Genomic DNA, 17,656 nt, shown 5'->3' on the forward strand with positions numbered 1-17,656 from the left:
ATGGTCGATGTCGCAGCCACGCCGGAGTCCCCGGCCACCGTCCCCGCGCACGACGAGGTCGTGCGGATGCGGGACGTCACCATCCGGTTCCCCGGCGTCCTCGCCCTGGACCGGGTCGACCTGACGCTGCGGGCCGGCGAGGTCCACACCCTCATGGGTGAGAACGGCGCCGGCAAGTCGACCCTCATCAAGGCGCTGACCGGTGTCTACGCCATCGACGGCGGGACGATCGAGGTGACCGGCGAGCAGCGGGTGTTCCGCTCGACGGCCGACGCCGAGGCATCCGGGATCTCCACGGTCTACCAGGAGGTCAACCTCTGCACCAACCTCTCGGTCGGCGAGAACGTCATGCTCGGGCGCGAGGTGCGCCGGGCCGGCTTCATCGACTGGCGTGCCACCCACCGCGAGGCGACGCGCTACCTCGCCGCTCTCGGGCTCGACATCGATCCGCGCTCGGCGCTCGCCTCGCACTCGATCGCCGTCCAGCAGCTCGTCGCCATCAGCCGCGCGACCGTCGCCGACGCCCGCGTGCTCGTCCTCGACGAGCCGACGTCGAGCCTCGACCGCAGCGAGGTCGAGCAGCTGTTCGCCGTCGTCCGGGGCCTTCGCGACCGCGGCGTCGCCATCCTCTTCGTCACGCACTTCCTCGATCAGGTCTACGAGATCTCCGACCGCCTGACGGTGCTGCGCAACGGCCAGCTCGTGGGGGAGTACCTGCCCGCCGAGCTTCCCCGCGGCGAGCTCATCGCCAAGATGATCGGCCGGCAGCTCGACGAGCTCGAGGCCCTCTCGCGGACCTCCGAGCGCGAGATCGACCGCACTGCGACGCCGGTCCTGCGGATCGACGGTCTCGGACGCAAGAACGTCATCGAGCCGGTCGACATGGAGGTCTACGAGGGCGAAGTGGTCGGCATCGCGGGCCTGCTCGGCTCGGGGCGGAGCGAACTCGTCCGTCTCGTCTACGGCGCCGACCGCGCCGACGCGGGTACCCACGAGGTGCGGGGGGATGCCGCCCGCATCACCAACCCGCGAAACGCCATCGACAAGCGCATCGCCTTCTCGAGCGAGGACCGTCGCGCCGAGGGGATCATCGCCGACCTCACCGTCGCCGAGAACATCGTCCTCGGCATCCAGGCCAAGCGCGGCGCGATGCGTCCCATCGGTAAGGCCGAGCGCGACGCCATCGTCTCCGAGTACATCTCCGCGCTCGGCGTCCGCCCCGCCGACCCGAACGCGCTCGTGCGCAACCTCTCGGGCGGCAACCAGCAGAAGGTGCTGCTCGCGCGGTGGCTCGCGACGGCGCCGCAGCTGATCATCCTCGACGAGCCCACGCGCGGCATCGACGTCGGCGCGAAGGCCGACATCCAGCGCAAGGTCGCCGAGCTCTCGGCGGAGGGTCTCTCCGTCGTCTTCATCTCCTCGGAGCTCGAGGAGGTCGTCCGCATCGCGCAGCGCATCGTGGTGCTGCGCGACCGTTCTAAGATCGGCGAACTGGACGCCACCGACGTGACGGTCGACGACCTCGTCGCCCTCATCGCGCAAGAGTCCGGCGAGACGACGACGTCTCGCCTCAACCCGGAGACAGCGGCATGAACCCGACCCTGAAGCGCTTCCTGGCGCACCGTCTCGTCTGGCCGATCGCGGCACTGCTCGTGCTCGTGATCGTCAACACGATCGCCCGTCCCTCGTTCATCTCGATCACGGTGCAGAACGGTCAGCTCTACGGGCCGCTCATCGACATCCTGCGCAACAGCGCACCGCTCATGCTGGTCGCGCTCGGCATGACGCTCGTCATCGCGACGCGCGGTATCGACCTGTCGGTCGGCGCGATCATGGCGGTCTCGGGCGCGGTGGCGCTGACCTTCATCTCGTCGTCGCCGGCCCCCGAGGACCTCTCGACGGTGCTCATCGCGATCGCGCTCGCCGTCGGGGTCGCCCTCGTGCTCGGCGTCTGGAACGGCTTCCTCGTCGCGGTCGTCGGCGTCCAGCCGATCATCGCGACCCTCGTCCTGATGCTCGCCGGCCGCGGCGTCGCCCTCCTCATCACGGGCGGCTTCATCACGACGATCACGAGTGCGCCCTATCGCTTCATGGCCCAGGGATACCTCGTCGGGCTGCCGTTCGCGTTCTACGTCTCGGTCATCGCGATCGTGATCGTGGCGGTCCTGCAGCGGCGCACGGCGCTGGGCGTCCTCACCGAGGCGGTCGGCATCAACCCCGAGGCGAGCCGCCTCGCGGGGGTGCGCTCGCGCGGCATCATCTGGGGCGCGTACGCGGCGAGCGGCCTGCTCGCCGGGTTCGCCGGCATCCTGTACTCGTCCAACATCATGGCGGCCGACGCGAACGCGGCCGGCCTCTACATCGAGCTCGACGCGATCCTCGCCGTCGTCCTCGGCGGCACGAGCCTCATGGGCGGCAAGTTCACGATCGCAGGCACCGTCGTCGGCGTCTTCACCATCCAGACGCTGAAGGCCACGATCACCTTCCTCGGGGTGCCGCCGGCGGTCAGCCCGCTGTTCCTCGCGATCGTCGTCGTGATCGTCGTGCTCGTGCAGTCGCCCCGGACGCGGTCGCTGTTCGCCAAGGGGGCCGATGCCGTCCGGGGCGGCACCCGTCGCACCGCGGAGGTGGCCTCGTGAGCGCGATCACCGCAGACCTCGGTCGCACCGGCGGGTTCGCCGACACGGTGCAGCGCTTCCGCAGCCGGCGCGCCTCGTGGGTGCCCGTCTTCGCCGCCGTCGTCATCCTCGTCGCGATGCTCATCGGCGCGCAGGCCTACTTCGGCAACTTCGTGACCCCGCGCGTGCTGTCCGCCCTCCTGCTCGACAACGCGTACCTGCTGATCCTCGCCGTGGGCATGACCTTCGTCATCCTCACCGGTGGCATCGACCTCTCCGTCGGCGCGGTGATGGCGTTCACCGGGATGCTGGGGGCCAGCATGCTGAGCCAGGGGATGCCGGTGGCCCTCGTCATCCCCGTCATGCTCGTCCTCGGGGCGCTCATGGGTCTGTTCGTCGGGGTGCTCGTGCAGTACTTCGGGGTGCAGCCGTTCATCGCCTCGCTCGCGGCCATGTTCGCGGCCCGCGGGCTCGCGTTCATGGTCAGCCTGTCGTCGATCCGCGTCGAGGAGCCGGCGATCCTGTGGCTGCAGTCGACCCGCATGCAGGGAGGGCCGGGCAGCTTCTACCTGACACCGACCGGCATCCTGGCGCTGCTGGTCGTGCTGGCCGGCATCCTGATCCTGCAGTTCACCCGCTTCGGACGAACGATCTACGCCATCGGCGGCAACGAGCAGTCGGCGCGGCTCATGGGCCTGCCGGTCGTCCGGACGAAGCTCCTCGCCTACGTCATCAGCGGTGTCTGCGCCGGACTCGCGGGCGTCGTCTTCACGGCCTACACCGGGGCGTCCTACCCGTTGAACGGCATCGGGACCGAGCTCGACACCATCGCCGCGGTGGTGATCGGCGGCACCCTCCTCACGGGTGGCAGCGGATTCGTCCTCGGCTCGATGATCGGCGTGTTCGTCTACGGCACGATCAAGACGGTCATCTCGTTCCTCGGTGTCGACCAGTCGTGGACCCGCATCACGATCGGTGCGCTCCTGCTCGTCTTCGTCGTCGTGCAGCGCTTGCTCGTGGCGCGGACGGCGAGAACGTCGCGGTGAACCTCGGGGGAGGTCCGCCGCGGGCATGATGGTCCGTATGGATGCGCGCGAAGCAGCGGTCGCGCCGGTCGTCGAGGTGACCGGCGCGACCGTTCGCTTCGGTGCCGAGACGGTGCTCGACGCCGTCGACTTCCGGTTGCTGCCCGGCGAGGTCCATTCGCTCATGGGCGAGAACGGCGCCGGGAAGTCGACGCTCATCAAGGCGATCACGGGTGCGCTCCGGCCGGATGCCGGGACGATCCGCGTGGGCGGCGAGGCGGTGCACTTCGGCTCGCCCGCCGATGCGCTCGCCGCGGGGATCAGCGCCGTCTACCAGGAGATCGACCTGCTGCCGAACCTCTCGGTCGGCGAGAACGTGCTGCTCGGCCGGGAGAGCCGGCGGCTCGGCGCCATCGACTGGCGCGAGACGCACCGCCGCGCGGGCGAGATCCTCGAAGGTCTCGGACTGGACATCGACCCGCGCACGCGTCTGTCACGGCACTCGCTCGCGATCCAGCAGCTCGTCGCGATCGCGCGGGCCATCTCGGTCGACGCCCGCGTCGTCGTGCTCGACGAGCCGACCTCGAGCCTCGACCTCGACGAGGTCGCCGAGCTCTTCCGCGTCATCCGCGAACTCACCTCCCGCGGCGTCGCCGTGCTGTTCGTCTCGCACTTCCTCGACCAGGTGTATGAGATCTGCGACCGCATCACGGTGCTCCGCGGCGGCCGCCTGATCGGCGAGTACGTGCCGACCGAGCTGCTGCGCATCGACCTCGTCGAGAAGATGCTCGGACGCGGCGCCGACGAGCTCGACGTCCATCCGCGGGAGGATGCCGCGGCATCCGCGCCCGTGGCCCTCGCCGGACGCGATCTCGCCTCGGGGACGGGGCTCACCGCGGCGACCCTGACGATCGGCGAGGGCGAGGTCGTCGGCCTCGCCGGGCTCCTCGGCTCGGGCCGATCCGAGCTGGCCCGCGCGCTGACCGGGGTGGACCGACCGGATGCCGGTGGGATCGAGGTGCGCGGCACGCCCGCGGTGCTGGCGACGCCCCGCCGGGCGATCGGCCAGGGCATCGTCTACTCGTCCGAGAACCGGCGGACCGAGGGCATCATCGGCGAGCTCAGCGTGCAGGACAACATCACGCTCGCGCTGCAGGCGGACCGCGGCATCCTGCACCGCCTGTCGCGCGCACGCCGACGTGAACTCGCCCTCAGCTGGATCGAGGCCCTCGACATCCGCCCGGCGGACCCGGATCGTCCGGCGGGCACCCTCTCCGGCGGCAATCAGCAGAAGGTGCTGCTCGCCCGCCTGCTCGCCCTCTCGCCGAGGGTGCTCGTTCTCGACGAGCCGACCCGCGGCATCGACGTCGGCGCGAAAGTCGAGATCCAGCGGCTCGTCGCCGACCTCGCCGACAACGGTCTGTCGGTGCTCTTCATCTCGGCGGAACTCGAGGAGGTCTTGCGGGTCTCCAACCGGATCGCGATCATGCGCGGCGGTCGACTCGTCGACACCATCCCGGCGGACTCGCTCACCGTCGACTCGCTGCTGGCGCTCGTCGCGCGCCCCGAGGACGAGTCGTGAGCGACGAGCGCGGCGCGAAGTCCGCCAACATCTTCGACGTCGCGCGCCTGGCCGGCGTCTCGCACCAGACCGTGTCGCGAGTGCTGAACGACCTGCCGAACGTCCGCCCCGCGACGCGCGCCCGCGTCGAGCAGGCGATGGCGCAGCTGCGCTACAGCCCGTCGCCGGCCGCGCGCGCCCTGGTCACCAAGCGCACCCGGACCATCGGCCTGATCACACCGGGCACGGCGGACTTCGGTCCGACGTCGATCGCGATGCACTTCAACGTCGCGGCCCGGGTCGAGCGCTACTCCGTCGACTCGGTGACGGCTCCCGACACCGATCCGGCGAGCGTCCGGTCGGTCGTCGAGGGCCTGCTGCGGCAGCGCGTGGATGCGATCGTGCTGGTCGTCACCGACCTGGGGGTCCTCGAAGTCGTGCGCGGCCTCGACCTCGGGGTCCCCATGGTCGCCGCCGCGGCGACGCAGCGCCGCCATCCGCAGCTCGTCTCGATCGACCAGTACCGTGGCGCGCGGTCGGCGGTGCGTCATCTCGCGGAACTGGGGCATCGCCGCATCCAGCACATCGCGGGCCCTGCCCGCAACCCGGATGCGGTCGAGCGCATCCGTGGCTGGCGGGACGAACTCGCGGCCCGTCAGCTGACCGTGATCGCGCCGGCCCACGGTGACTGGACAGCAGCCAGCGGCGCCGAGATCGGTCGGGCGCTTGAGCTGGCGCCGGGCGATGCCGTCTTCGCCGGCAACGACCACATGGCCATCGGCCTGCTGTCGGCACTGCGGTCGCGCGGTCTGCGGGTGCCCGAAGACATCGCCGTGGTGGGCTTCGACGACGTGCCGGAAGCCGCCTACCTCTCGCCGCCGCTCACGACCGTGCGGCAGGACTTCCGCGCCCTCGGCGAGCTCATGATGCAGAAGGTCCTCCTCGCCGTCGAGGAGCCGGATGGGCTCACCGAGGACACCCCGCTGCCGACGCACCTGATCGTGCGGGAATCCTCGCGGCGCTGACGCCCGGCTCGCGCGATCAGACGGCGGCGGCGGTCCTCGACGAGCGTCCGCGCAGACGCCCGACCGCGACGATGATCGCGCCGACGACGACGAAGGTCACGGCGATGCCGGCGACGTAGGCCCACACGCCGCCCCACCCGGCGACGCCGTTCGGGTTGAGGAATGGATAGGGGTACCAGAACGCGACGCCGCGCACCGGGTCGGTGACGAACGGTCCGCGGATCAACGTGTAGACGATCCAGAGGATCGGCACGGCCAGGATGACGAGGACAGAGCGCCATCGGAGGGCGCGATGGGTGGGAGCCACGAACAGGTCGACCACCAGGAACAGCGGTGCGACGACGTGGAGGATCTCGTTGGCCCAGGCGACGTGGTCATCCGCGGTCGGCAGGCCGCGCAGCAGCAGGTTGTAGACCACGCCGGTGATCGCGAGATAGGTGGTGGCTGCGGCGAGGGCCACCGCGATTCCGCGCGGCTCGCGGTCCTCATGCGGCGGCCGCATGAAGAACCAGATCACCGCCGCCAGCAGGGAGATGGCCCCGACGAGGTTCGACAGGATCGTGAAGAAGCTGAAGAAGTTCGCGATCGTGGTCGCCACGTCGCGGTCGTTCGCAATCGCCAAGCGGATCGTCGTGACGAATTGTCCGACGACGGCGATCATGAGGACCGCAGCGGCGAGCAGCCTGACGACCGACCACACCGTCGGCCAGGTTCGGGTGCGCATGACCGAACCCTAGCGCGCGGCCCGGGAATCCGGGCCACGCGCAGCCGAAGGTCGTCAGCCCTTGACGACGGGGACGACGAGGCCTCCCCAGGTCTCGTTCTCGAAGTCGGCGGTCTCCTGCGAGGTCAGCAGCTCGTAGAGCTTCTGCACGCGCGCGTCGTCCTCGAGCTCGGGTCGGGTCGCGAGGACGTTGTAGTACGGGCTGTCCTCGCCTTCGAGCAGGATCGCCTTGTCGCTCGTGAGGCCTGCGGGCAGCGCGAAGGAGATCGTGACGAAGGCGGCATCCACGTCGGGCAGCGCCTGCGGGAGCGTGGCGTTCTCGATCTCGCGGAACTCGAAGTCCTTGGGGTTCGCGGTGATGCCGCTCAGGTCGACGACGTCGTCGTCCACCTCGATGAGGCCCTCGGATGCCAGGAGCTTCAGCGCACGTCCCTCGTTGGTCGGGTCGTTCGGGATCGCGATGCTCGCACCGTCGGCGAGCTCGTCCAGGCTCGACACCTTGTCGGAGTAGAACGCGGCGCTCGGCAGGTACGCCTCGCCGACACTGACCAGTTCGCCGCCGGCCTGCTCATTGAAGGTCTCGAGGAAGGTCGCGTTCTGGAACAGGTTCGCGTCGATCGAGCCGTCGGCCAGCGCCGTGTTGGGCGTGTTGTAGTCGGTGAAGGGCACGAACTCGATCGTCAGCCCCGCCTCCTTGGCGCTCGTCTCGGCGATGTGGTTGAGGATGTCGCCCGCGGGCGTCTGCAGCGCGCCGACCTTGAGTGTGCCGAGGTCGTCGCCCTCGCCTTCGCCACCGGCGGAGGGGGTCGTCGAGGCGCAGCCCGAGAGCAGGAGCGCGGTGGCGGCGGCGGAGGCCAGGAGGGCGGTACGGAGGGAGCGGGACATGGGATGCCTTTCGTCGATGGTGCGGGGGACCGGCGTCGGGGCGGCCGGAGGTTCGAGGGTCGGGTCAGACGGCGGATGCCGCGGCGACGCGCACGCCGCGGCGGGTACCACGGCGGCCGAGGCGCCTCGCACCCCAGGCGGCGAGGCTCTGCAGCACCATGACGATCGCGAAGATGATGACGATGACCGCGACGATGTGGATCCAGCTGTACTGCTGATAGCCGTAGCGGATCGCGACGTCGCCGAGGCCGCCACCGGCGACCGTGCCGACCATCGCCGAGAAGTTGATGATCGATGTGACGGTGGTCGACAGGCCCAGCAGGGCGGCGGGTGCGGCTTCGGGGAGCAGGACCTTCGTCACGAGCTGCCACCGGCTCGCGCCGAGCGAGGAGGCGACCTCGAGCAGACCCGGGTCGACCTCTTTGACCGCGATCTCGACCATGCGGGCGAAGAAGGGGATCGCGACGGCCGACAGGGGCACGATGGCCGCGGTCGATCCGATGAAGGTGCCGACAATGGCCCGGGTGACGGGGATCAGGGCGACCATCAGGATGATGAACGGCACCGAGCGGCCGAAGTTGACGATGAAGTCGAGGGTGCGGTTGATCGCGACACCGGCGGCGCGCGATCCGAACGGGCGCTCGAGGAAGCGCCCCGCCTCGGTGCCGACGAGGACGACACCGAGGGGGAGCCCGACGACGATCGTCACGAGCAGGGCGACGCCGACCATGTAGAGCGTCTCGCCGGTCGCCTTGAGGAGGACGTCGATCAGCTGCTGGTTCATGCGGCCACCCCCTGGAGGACCTCGATGAGCAGGCCCTGCGCGCGCAGGTCGGCGATGACGGCTGCCGCGACGTGGCCGGGGACCTCGAGCCTTGTGCGGCCGGCCTGCGTCCCCGCGATGCGCTCGACGACCGCGCCGAGGATCGAGACATCGGCGTCGTGGTCGCGGGCGAGACGTGCGATGACCGGACGATCAGCGGTGCCGCCCGCGAAGGTGATGTCGATGACGGTCGCGTCGGCCGGTACGCCGTCGGGTACGGGGCCGAGGGGGAACAGCTGCGAGGTGAGGCGCGAGCCGGGTGTGCGGATGACGTCGACCAGGCGTCCCTGTTCCACGACGCGGCCCTGTTCGAGCAGGGCGGCCGAGTGGCAGCTGGACTTCACGACGTCCATCTCGTGCGTGATGAGCAGGACGGTGAGCCCGAGCTCCTCGTTGATGCGGCGGTAGAGGTCGAGGATCGACTCGGTCGTCTCGGGGTCGAGGGCGCTCGTCGCCTCGTCCGAGAGGAGCACGCTCGGCCGCGTGGCGAGGGCGCGGGCGATGCCGACGCGTTGCTGCTGACCGCCCGAGAGCTCGTGGATGGAGGCGTCGGCGCGGTGACCGAGCCCCACGAGGTCGAGCATCTCCTGCGCGCGGTCCCGACGTGCGCTGCGGGAGCCGCCGTCCAGTTCGAGGGCGAGCTCGACGTTGCCGCGCACGGTGCGGCTGCTGAGAAGGTTGAACCGCTGGAAGACCATGCCGATCCGTCGACGTGCGGCGCGGAGCTCGGTCTCGCCGAGGGCGGTGAGCTCGACGTCGTCGACCGTCACGGTGCCGCGGTCGGGCCGCTCGAGGAGGTTGACGATCCGCGCGAGGGTGCTCTTGCCGGCGCCGCTCTGACCGACGATGCCGAACACCTCGCCGGTGGGGATGGTCAGCGAGACGTCGTCCACGGCGGGTACGCCGCCGTAGTGCTTCGAGACCTGATCGAGCGCGATCAACGGCCGTCCTCTCGGATGCGGGGTGGGGAACATCGGGCAGCGAGTGCGCCCAGTCCCTTCGATGCAACCGAATCGGTGCCGCCTGCGACAAATCGTGTGACGCCGCGTTGCGCCGCCGGTTGCGGCGGCTCGAGGCGTCGACCCCGCCCGATAGGATGGGGTGTAACCGTCCGATAACGGGGGAGAGCCCATGCCAGGCATCGTGATCGTCGGCGTTCAATGGGGAGACGAGGGCAAGGGCAAAGCCACCGACCTCCTGGGTGAGCGCACCGACTGGGTCGTCAAGTTCAACGGCGGCAACAACGCCGGCCACACCGTGGTGATCGGCGACGAGAAGTACGCCCTGCACCTGCTGCCCAGCGGCATCCTGTCGCCCGGGGTCAACGCCGTCATCGGCAACGGTGTGGTCATCGACCTCGAGGTCCTCTTCGCCGAGCTGGGCGCACTGCAGGCCCGCGGCGTCGACGTCTCGCGCCTCAAGGTGAGCGCCAACGCGCACATCATCACGCAGTACCACCGCACCCTCGACAAGGTGACCGAGCGGTTCCTCGGCAAGCGCATGATCGGCACCACGGGACGCGGCATCGGCCCGACCTACGCCGACAAGATCAACCGCACCGGCATCCGCGTGCAGGACCTGTTCGACGAGAACATCCTGCGCCAGAAGGTCGAAGGCGCCCTGGACCAGAAGAACCACCTGCTGGTGAAGGTCTTCAACCGCCGCGCCATCACGGTCGACGAGGTGGTCGAGGACCTCCTGTCGTACGCCGACCGCCTGCGTCCGATGGTCGCCGACACCGGCCTGCTGCTGAGCGATGCGCTCGACGCCGGCGACGTCGTCGTCTTCGAAGGCGGCCAGGCGACCATGCTCGACATCGACCACGGCACCTACCCGTTCGTCACGTCCTCGTCGGCGACCGCGGGCGGCGCCTCGACCGGATCAGGCGTCGGACCGAACCGCCTCGATCGCATCGTCGGCATCGTGAAGGCCTACACGACGCGCGTCGGCTCCGGGCCCTTCCCGACGGAGCTCTTCGACGAGAACGGCGACTTCCTGCGCTCGCGCGGGTTCGAGTTCGGCACGACCACCGGCCGCCCGCGCCGCGTCGGCTGGTACGACGCCCCGATCACCCGCTACGCGACCCGCATCAACGGGATCACCGACCTCGTCCTCACCAAGCTCGACATCCTCACGGGGCTGAAGGAGATCCCCGTCTGCGTCGCGTACGACGTCGACGGGCAGCGCTTCGACGAGGTGCCCGTCAACCAGACCGACTTCCACCACGCGACGCCGATCCTCGAGAACTTCCCCGGCTGGAGCGAGGACATCTCCACCGCGCGCACGTTCGAGGATCTGCCGCAGACGGCGCAGGACTACGTGCTCGCGCTCGAGAGGATGAGCGGCACGCGCATCTCGGTCATCGGCGTCGGAGCCGCGCGCGACGCGGTCATCGTGCGCCACGACCTGCTCGACTGACCCGTGCGGTTCCTGCTCGGCGGGTACTCCGCCGACATGGGCGGGTCGGCGACGGGCATCGGACTGCTGGATGCCGGCACCGCCGACTCGTCGCTGGCGAGCGGCCCGCTGGGATTCGGCGGCGACGTCGCCGCGGCGGAATCGCCGTCGTGGATCGCGCGGCATCCGTCGCTCGACGTCGTCTACGCGACGCTCGAAGGCCGCGGAGCCGTCCGCGCGTACCTCCGGACCGGTGAACGGACCTTCGTCCCGCTCGGTCACGAGGTCGTCGTGGGCGACAGCCCCTGCCACGTACTCGCCCTCGAGGACGCGCTGATCGTCTCCTGCTACGGCGACGGCGCGGTCGTCCGCGTCGGGCTCGCACCGGACGGTCGTCCGGGAACCGCGCGAGCCTGGACCGGCGTCGCCGAGGGCGGCCCGACATCCGATGTCTCCGCTGCCGCCCGCGCCCTTCGCGCGGCGGCCGGGGCGGAGTATGCGCACCTCATCCCGCACGCCGATGACGAGACGGATGCCGCGGGCCGGACGTCTCCTGCGCACCAGGCCGCCGGCCGCCCCTCCCACGCGCACCAGGCGGCGTCGCTGCCGGGAGGCGTCATCGCGACCACGGATCTCGGTCTCGACCTCGTCCGGTTCTGGCGCGGCGGTCGCGAGGCGCAGCGTCTCGTCCTGCCGACGGGCACCGGACCGCGACACCTACGGGTTCACCCGAGCGGCCACCTGTACGTCGTGACGGAGTACTCCGGTGAGGTGTTCGCGCTCGCTCCGGACGCCCAGGGGGAGTGGCGCCTCGTCGGCGGAGCGCAGCTGGGTGCCTTCCCGGGTGACATGGGGGCCGAGCTCGCGATGTCCTCCGACGGCGTGCACCTGTATGCGGGCCTCCGGGGCAGTGACACGATCGCGACCGTCAAGGTGCGCGGTGGCGGCGAGACGCTGCAGCCGGTCGCGCTCGCCGAATCCGGCACCTCGTGGCCGCGCCATCACGTCGTGGCGCGGGACACCCTGCTGGTCGCGGGGCAGCGGGCCGACGAGGTCGTCTCGCTGGCGATCGACGGACGCACCGGGGTCCCGGGGCGGGTCCGGCACCGGACAATAGCACCGTCGCCGACGGCGCTCCTACCCTTCTCCGCCTGACCCGCGTCCCCGGTAACGTGTCGGGGCGGAGGGGGAACATGAGCGCGGGCGGTCAGACGGGCGCGAGCCGGACGGCGATCGCGCGGCTGGGTGGATTCACCGCCTTCGTCTGGATCGCGGGCCTGGTCGTGGCGGGAATCGTCGCGCTCGTCTACGCGGACGAAGGCGGATTCGACCCGGGCCCCGTCGGTGCCGACGCGGACTACGCGCTGGAGCCCTGGACGAGTCCGGACCCGATCGTCGCGGACGATCTCGGCGGGGGAGTCTACGAGGGGCCGGACGGGGCGGTCATCCGCCTCTCCGGTCTCGATGTCGACACCCCCGTCGTCCTGACCCCCGAGGATGCGACGTACATCGGCAGCGTGCGGGTCACCGGTCCCGGCGGACGCATCGTGACGGAGGGCGAGTACGGTGAGCCGCCACGATTCTTCTCCCTGGCCGACGATCGGGTCATCGTGCTGGTGGAGCAGCCGGACGTCGAGCTGTGGGTCGACGGCCTCAGCGACGAGACCTGGCGCGGGCGCGTGACGTTCGGCGGTCTCGGCTGGGTGAACGACGTCGCATCAGGCTTCGAGTCCGCGGTCTTCACCCACGCGGGCGAGGCGTCGACCGCGCGGCTCAGCGCACGCGGCGAGGGCAACGTCTCCATCCAGGTCGTCACGCCGCACGGCAGCGAGTACGCCTTCGACGGCGACGCGCCCCTCGACCAGTCGATCGCCTGGCCCGACGCGCCTCTCGTCGTCTTCTCCGTCGAGGCATGGGAGGACGCCGGCTGGCGTCTCGAGTTCCCGCCGTCCTCGCCGACGCCGACACCGACGTCCTCACCGACACCGACACCAGAGGCGACACCGTGACCACGGCGGATGCCCGGATCCGTCGCTTCTCGACGGTCACCTGGCTGGCGGGATCGGCCGTCGCGGTCGTGCTCGCCTTCGTCCTGCTGCCGGTCGTCGGGATCAACCCGCGCACCGGCGATCTCGTGTTCACCGACCCGAACCGGTACGAGAACGAGCCCTGGGACGACCCCGACGCCCAGGAGGCGCGGCTCCAGGGGGACGAGCTGATCGGCACCGCCGCGAGCGGCTTCCTCGACCTTCCGGCGGGCGACGACGTCTGGGTGGTCGGCCCGCTGACCGAGGGCGCGGACGACTACCTGAGCATCTACCAGCAGCCCGATGCCACAGTCGGTCTCGACGACGACCGACCCGACTATCTCGGACTCGTGAGCGGCAGTCGAAAGGTCACCGTCGTCTCCGCCGGGACGGACGGTCGCATGTGGTTCGCGCCCCGCCTGACCGACTGGCGGGCGACGGTCAGCCGTGAGACGCCGACACCCATCGAGGACGGCACCGCGACCGGAGAGGGCCCGGCGCTGCTGTCCTACGACGGCGACGCGCTGAGCGCGCGTTTCGTCTTCGACGGTGACGGCTTCTTCACGGTCGACGCCGCCTTCCCCGGCGAGGCGATCGACCTCGTCCGCGCCGTCGACGGTGTCGACATCCGGGAGTCCTGGCCGGCGGAGGGGCGCGTGATCTTCCGGGTCGACGCGGACGAGGGCGCCGGGCGATGGACGATCACGCTGGACGAACCGGCATCCGGAACATCATGATCACGACAGGAAAGGGAACGGACGTGACCTTCGACGCCACGCTGGACGCCGCCTTCAAGGCGCGCCTGCCGCTGCTGTACCTCGAGACCGGTGAGGAGGTGCGTGCCGTGGCCGCGATCACCGATGCCGCCCACGCGCAGCGCAACCGCCGCGCGGTATGGACCTGGACCTCGGCGCTCGGGCTCATCGGCCCGGACGGCAAGAGCATCTCGAACACGACGAACCCGGCGCGGGCGCTGCAGCACGCCGCCGGGGTCACCGACCCGAGCGTGTTCATCTTCTGCGACCTGCACGCCTACTTCGGCGGCGAGCACCGGCAGGGCGACCCCGCCATCGTCCGCACCGTCCGCGAGACCGCGCTCGAGTTCCGGCACGGCGATGTCTCGCGCACCCTCGTCATCACCGCTCCCGTGCGGGTGATCCCGCCCGAGCTCGACGAGTTGACGCACCTGTTCGACTTCCCCCTGCCGACCGCCGCGGAGATCCGCGACCTGCTCGACACGATGATCGACAACAACGCCGGCGAGATCAGGGTCGCCGCCGACGACGCGGCCCGCGAGGCGCTCGTGCAGGCGGCGCTCGGGCTGACAATGGCCGAGGCCGAGAACGCTTTCGCGCGCGCGATGGTCAACGACGGACGGCTCACGGCCGACGACATCGGCATCGTGCTCGACGAGAAGCGTCAGGTGGTGCGCAAATCCGGCGTGCTCGAATTCGTCACCGCCGACATCGACCTCGACGACGTCGGCGGGCTCAACAATCTCAAGCGGTGGCTCGAGCGCCGGAACGGCTCGTGGTTGCCGAGCGCCCACGAGTACGGCCTGCCGGCTCCCAAGGGGGTGCTCATCACGGGTGTGCCCGGCTGCGGCAAGTCGCTCACCGCCAAGGCGACGGCGGCGTCGTGGGGGCTGCCGCTGCTGCGCCTCGACATCGGGCGCATCTTCTCCGGGCTGGTCGGGTCGAGCGAGCAGAACCTGCGCACCGCGATCGCGACCGCCGAGGCGGTGGCGCCCTGCATCCTGTGGGTCGACGAGATCGAGAAGGGCTTCTCGAACACGACCGGCCAGGGCGACTCGGGCACGACGGCGCGCGTGTTCGGAACGTTCCTCACGTGGATGCAGGAGAAGCGCCATCCCGTCTTCGTCGTCGCGACGGCGAACAACATCGACGCCCTGCCGCCCGAGTTCATGCGCAAGGGTCGCTTCGACGAGATCTTCTTCGTCGACCTGCCCACGGCCGTCGAGCGTGAGGCGATCTGGTCGCTGCAGCTCGCGGCGCACGCGACGCCTGCGAACGGGCTCACCGCGGTCGCCCAGGACCGCGGTGCGGTCTCGTCGCTGGTCGCCGCGAGCGAGAACCACTCCGGTGCCGAGATCGAGCAGGCCGTCGTGGCCGCGCTCTATGAGGGGTTCGGTGGCCGAGAGACCATCACCGCCGACATCGTCACGCGAGTGGTCGCGTCGATGATCCCGCTCGCGGTCACGCAGGCCGAGGAGGTCCAGCGCATCCGTGCGTGGGCTGCCCAGCGCGCCGTGCGCGCGACCGGGGCAGAAGACCTCGACGCGCACGACACCCCCGCGAGCGACGAGGCTGACGGCATCCTGTCATCGCGTCGCGGTGGTCGGACTGTGGATTACTGAGGGGAGTCGGCATGAAGAAGCTCGTGGTGCAGCTGAAGGCGGACGGGTCCGTCGCCGCAGAGACGTTCGGCATGACCGGCCCGGAGTGCCTCGACTACATCGAGCAGCTCGAGGCGCTGCTCGACGCCGAGACGGCCTCGTCGCAGTTCACGGCGGACTACACCCGGGTCGCCGCGACAGCCGAGGACGAGCTGCGGCAGCAGGACCGGGGACGATGATCGTCGCGGAATCTCGCGGCGTGGGCGGGGAGCGGAGCCTCCTCGGCACGGCGCCGCCCCCGACGGGTGCAGAGCTCCTGCGGTGGTCGCGGTTCGTTTCCGCGACCGCGGCAGAGGGCCCGGGCGTTCGCGCCGCGGTCTGGGTGCAGGGCTGCGCCGTGCACTGCCCGGGGTGCTTCAACCCGCACCTCTGGGCGACCCGCGGCGCGCACCTGGACGACCCGGCCGCGCTCGCTGCGGAGTGGGTCGATGCCGCCGTGTCCGCCGGCGCGGAGGGGATCACCCTCCTCGGCGGCGAGCCCTTCGATCAGGCCGCTGCGCTCGCCGTCGTGGCCGAGGCCTTCCGCGTCGCCGGCCTCGGCGTGATGGCGTTCTCGGGCTACACCCTCGAGCGGCTGCGGGAGTGGGGTCGGGATCGCCCTGATCTCGCTCGACTGCTCGCCGCAACCGATCTGCTCTGCGACGGTCCGTATCTCGCAGACTCGCCCGACACGCGCCGGCCGTGGATCGGGTCGCGCAACCAGTCGATCCGCGCCCTCACTCCGCGGTACGCGGTCGAGGTCGAGCGGATCGCCCGCGACGGCGGTGGGGACGCCCTCGAGGTGCGCATCGGCGCCGACGGCTCCGTCGCGGTGAACGGCTGGGCGACGGATGCGGCGCTCGCCGCGCTGCTGGACGATCTGGGCGTGCGCGGAGACCGCGCCGCATCCCTCAGGAAGGAACCCTCCCGATGAGCATCTCGCTGATCCTCGTCCCCGCGGCGCTCGCCGCAGCGGCCGCCCTCGGCGGCACCGGTGTGATCGGTGCGGTCGCGCAGAACAAGGACGCGACGACCGAGCCGGGGGCGCGGCCCGAAGCCGTCCCGATCGCGGTGCAGACGCGGATGAAGGACGCGAACCTCCTCGCCGCGGCCCTCGGCGACCTGGGCGCGACCGACGCATCGCTCGTGGACGGCGAGCTGAGTGCGACCGTCGACGGGTTCGAGCTCGTGATGTCGCGCACCGAGGACGACGTGTGGGGCGCCCACCTGTCGCGCCTCGACGGGCATGAGGTGTCCGAGGCCGAGGCGGCCGACCTCATGACCCGATTGGATGCCGCCTACGCACGGCACGTGCAGCAGGCCGTCGCCGAGCGCATCCGCGCCCGCGCCGACCAGGCCGGGTTCGAGTTGGTCTCCGAGACCCGCGACGAGGATGACACGGTCACGATGGTGCTGAACGTCCGGGACCAGGCGTGAGCACATCGCCGCGCGACGCGGTGCCGACCTGGGGGTGGATGCTCGGCGTCAGCTCGTGGCTCGTGCCGGTGTTCTTCGGACCCGGGTTCGCATGGATCGGCTTCCTCATCGTCGGCGCGGTGTCGCGTCGGCGCGCGGCATTCATCGCCGGTATCGCGAGCGGCGTGCTCGGGTTCACGGTTGCGATCGAGCTGTGGGGCGGTTTCAGTGCCGTCGTGGGCGCGATCGTCCACCTCGCCGGGATCGTGGTCGCCCTCGCGCTCAACCCGGCCTGGCTGCGGACCCTGTGGGAGCGACGCGTCGCTCGGGCGAGCAAGGCGCGCCCCGCCGCGTGGCGCCGAGCGGAGGAACCCGTCGCGGCATCCGCTCGTCCGTCCCGCCGCAGCCGTCGAGGCTCGAAGCGAGCGTCGAAGCCCGCGCCGCAGCCGCAGCAGAACCGGCTCGCGGAGGCCGTCGGTGCGACGTCGGCCGATCTGCTGCAGACGAGCGAGCCGTCCGAGCCCGTCGACGTGCAGACGGCGTCGGCGGACGAGATGGCGGAGCTGCCCGGGATGAACCGGACCAAGGCCCGCCGTGCTGTGCGGGCGCGCACCACGCAGGGCGGGTTCGTCTCGGTCGAGCAGTTCGGCGAGGCGGCAGGGCTGCAGCCGCACGAGATCGTCCGACTGCGGACGGCGGCGACCTGCTCGCCGCGGCCGCGCGGGGAACGCCGCTTCGGGCGCCGCGTCGACATCTGACA

18 protein-coding genes are annotated in these 17,656 nt (G+C 70.8%); 14 read left to right on the forward strand and 4 right to left on the reverse strand.

Features of this window, described 5'->3' with window-relative positions; genetic code table 11:
- Genes M3190_RS01050 through M3190_RS01070 form a run of 5 tightly spaced genes read left to right on the forward strand, consistent with a single transcriptional unit; the run spans position 1 to position 6,229 of the window.
- The gene (locus M3190_RS01050; protein ID WP_251577431.1) at positions 1 to 1,593 is read left to right on the forward strand and encodes a sugar ABC transporter ATP-binding protein; all 1,593 of its coding nucleotides are present in this window, start codon (positions 1 to 3) and stop codon (positions 1,591 to 1,593) included.
- Positions 1,590 to 2,639, forward strand: coding sequence for an ABC transporter permease (locus tag M3190_RS01055; RefSeq protein ID WP_251577433.1), 1,050 nt, complete (start codon positions 1,590 to 1,592; stop codon positions 2,637 to 2,639). Before M3190_RS01050 ends, M3190_RS01055 begins: the two co-directional genes overlap by 4 nt.
- Positions 2,636 to 3,664 carry an ABC transporter permease subunit gene (locus M3190_RS01060; protein WP_251577435.1) on the forward strand — a complete coding sequence of 343 codons (1,029 nt, stop codon included), beginning with the start codon at positions 2,636 to 2,638 and terminating at the stop codon, positions 3,662 to 3,664. Before M3190_RS01055 ends, M3190_RS01060 begins: the two co-directional genes overlap by 4 nt.
- 37 nt (positions 3,665 to 3,701) lie before the next feature.
- Positions 3,702 to 5,225, forward strand: coding sequence for a sugar ABC transporter ATP-binding protein (locus M3190_RS01065; RefSeq protein WP_251577437.1), 1,524 nt, complete (start codon positions 3,702 to 3,704; stop codon positions 5,223 to 5,225).
- Positions 5,222 to 6,229, forward strand: coding sequence for a LacI family DNA-binding transcriptional regulator (locus M3190_RS01070; protein ID WP_251577439.1), 1,008 nt, complete (start codon positions 5,222 to 5,224; stop codon positions 6,227 to 6,229). Before M3190_RS01065 ends, M3190_RS01070 begins: the two co-directional genes overlap by 4 nt.
- A gap of 16 nt (positions 6,230 to 6,245) precedes the next feature.
- Here the strand turns inward: M3190_RS01070 and M3190_RS01075 are convergent, their stop codons facing one another.
- The 4 genes from M3190_RS01075 to M3190_RS01090 all read right to left on the reverse strand — a co-directional run bounded on the left by M3190_RS01075 (position 6,246) and on the right by M3190_RS01090 (position 9,602).
- Positions 6,246 to 6,953 carry a Pr6Pr family membrane protein gene (locus M3190_RS01075; protein WP_251577441.1) on the reverse strand — a complete coding sequence of 236 codons (708 nt, stop codon included), beginning with the start codon at positions 6,951 to 6,953 and terminating at the stop codon, positions 6,246 to 6,248.
- 54 nt (positions 6,954 to 7,007) lie between these two features.
- Positions 7,008 to 7,838 (reverse strand): MetQ/NlpA family ABC transporter substrate-binding protein, encoded by an 831-nt coding sequence (locus M3190_RS01080; protein ID WP_251577443.1) that lies wholly within the window; start codon positions 7,836 to 7,838, stop codon positions 7,008 to 7,010.
- Between the two features lie 64 nt (positions 7,839 to 7,902).
- Positions 7,903 to 8,622 carry a methionine ABC transporter permease gene (locus tag M3190_RS01085; protein ID WP_251577445.1) on the reverse strand — a complete coding sequence of 240 codons (720 nt, stop codon included), beginning with the start codon at positions 8,620 to 8,622 and terminating at the stop codon, positions 7,903 to 7,905.
- Positions 8,619 to 9,602: a methionine ABC transporter ATP-binding protein gene (locus M3190_RS01090; RefSeq protein WP_251577447.1), complete on the reverse strand. Its 984-nt coding sequence runs from the start codon at positions 9,600 to 9,602 to the stop codon at positions 8,619 to 8,621. The genes M3190_RS01085 and M3190_RS01090 overlap by 4 nt, the downstream gene beginning before the upstream one ends.
- Before the next feature lie 190 nt (positions 9,603 to 9,792).
- Here M3190_RS01090 and M3190_RS01095 point away from each other — a divergent pair, with 190 nt between their 5' ends.
- From M3190_RS01095 to M3190_RS01135, 9 genes are read left to right on the forward strand one after another with little or no spacing between them, the layout of a single operon-like run.
- Positions 9,793 to 11,079 (forward strand): adenylosuccinate synthase, encoded by a 1,287-nt coding sequence (locus M3190_RS01095; RefSeq protein WP_251577448.1) that lies wholly within the window; start codon positions 9,793 to 9,795, stop codon positions 11,077 to 11,079.
- A 3-nt stretch (positions 11,080 to 11,082) separates the two neighbouring features.
- Positions 11,083 to 12,213 (forward strand): lactonase family protein, encoded by a 1,131-nt coding sequence (locus tag M3190_RS01100; protein WP_251577450.1) that lies wholly within the window; start codon positions 11,083 to 11,085, stop codon positions 12,211 to 12,213.
- 38 nt (positions 12,214 to 12,251) lie between these two features.
- Positions 12,252 to 13,067 (forward strand): hypothetical protein, encoded by an 816-nt coding sequence (locus tag M3190_RS01105; protein ID WP_251577452.1) that lies wholly within the window; start codon positions 12,252 to 12,254, stop codon positions 13,065 to 13,067.
- A complete protein-coding gene (locus tag M3190_RS01110) occupies positions 12,971 to 13,822 on the forward strand; it encodes a hypothetical protein (protein WP_251577454.1) in 852 nt (283 codons plus the stop codon). Before M3190_RS01105 ends, M3190_RS01110 begins: the two co-directional genes overlap by 97 nt.
- 23 nt (positions 13,823 to 13,845) lie before the next feature.
- A complete protein-coding gene (locus M3190_RS01115) occupies positions 13,846 to 15,462 on the forward strand; it encodes an AAA family ATPase (RefSeq protein ID WP_251577456.1) in 1,617 nt (538 codons plus the stop codon).
- Positions 15,463 to 15,473: 11 nt separating this feature from the next.
- Entirely contained in the window at positions 15,474 to 15,680 is a 207-nt protein-coding gene (locus M3190_RS01120) for a DUF2997 domain-containing protein (RefSeq protein WP_251577458.1), read from the forward strand.
- Complete coding sequence (locus M3190_RS01125) at positions 15,677 to 16,414, forward strand: 4Fe-4S single cluster domain-containing protein (protein WP_251577460.1); 738 nt, start codon at positions 15,677 to 15,679, stop codon at positions 16,412 to 16,414. Before M3190_RS01120 ends, M3190_RS01125 begins: the two co-directional genes overlap by 4 nt.
- Entirely contained in the window at positions 16,411 to 16,917 is a 507-nt protein-coding gene (locus M3190_RS01130; protein ID WP_251577462.1) for a hypothetical protein, read from the forward strand. Before M3190_RS01125 ends, M3190_RS01130 begins: the two co-directional genes overlap by 4 nt.
- Positions 16,914 to 17,654: a ComEA family DNA-binding protein gene (locus tag M3190_RS01135; RefSeq protein WP_251577464.1), complete on the forward strand. Its 741-nt coding sequence runs from the start codon at positions 16,914 to 16,916 to the stop codon at positions 17,652 to 17,654. The genes M3190_RS01130 and M3190_RS01135 overlap by 4 nt, the downstream gene beginning before the upstream one ends.
- Positions 17,655 to 17,656: the final 2 nt, after the last annotated feature.

The organism is Microbacterium oleivorans (assembly GCF_023715745.1).
GTDB lineage: Bacteria > Actinomycetota > Actinomycetes > Actinomycetales > Microbacteriaceae > Microbacterium > Microbacterium oleivorans_D.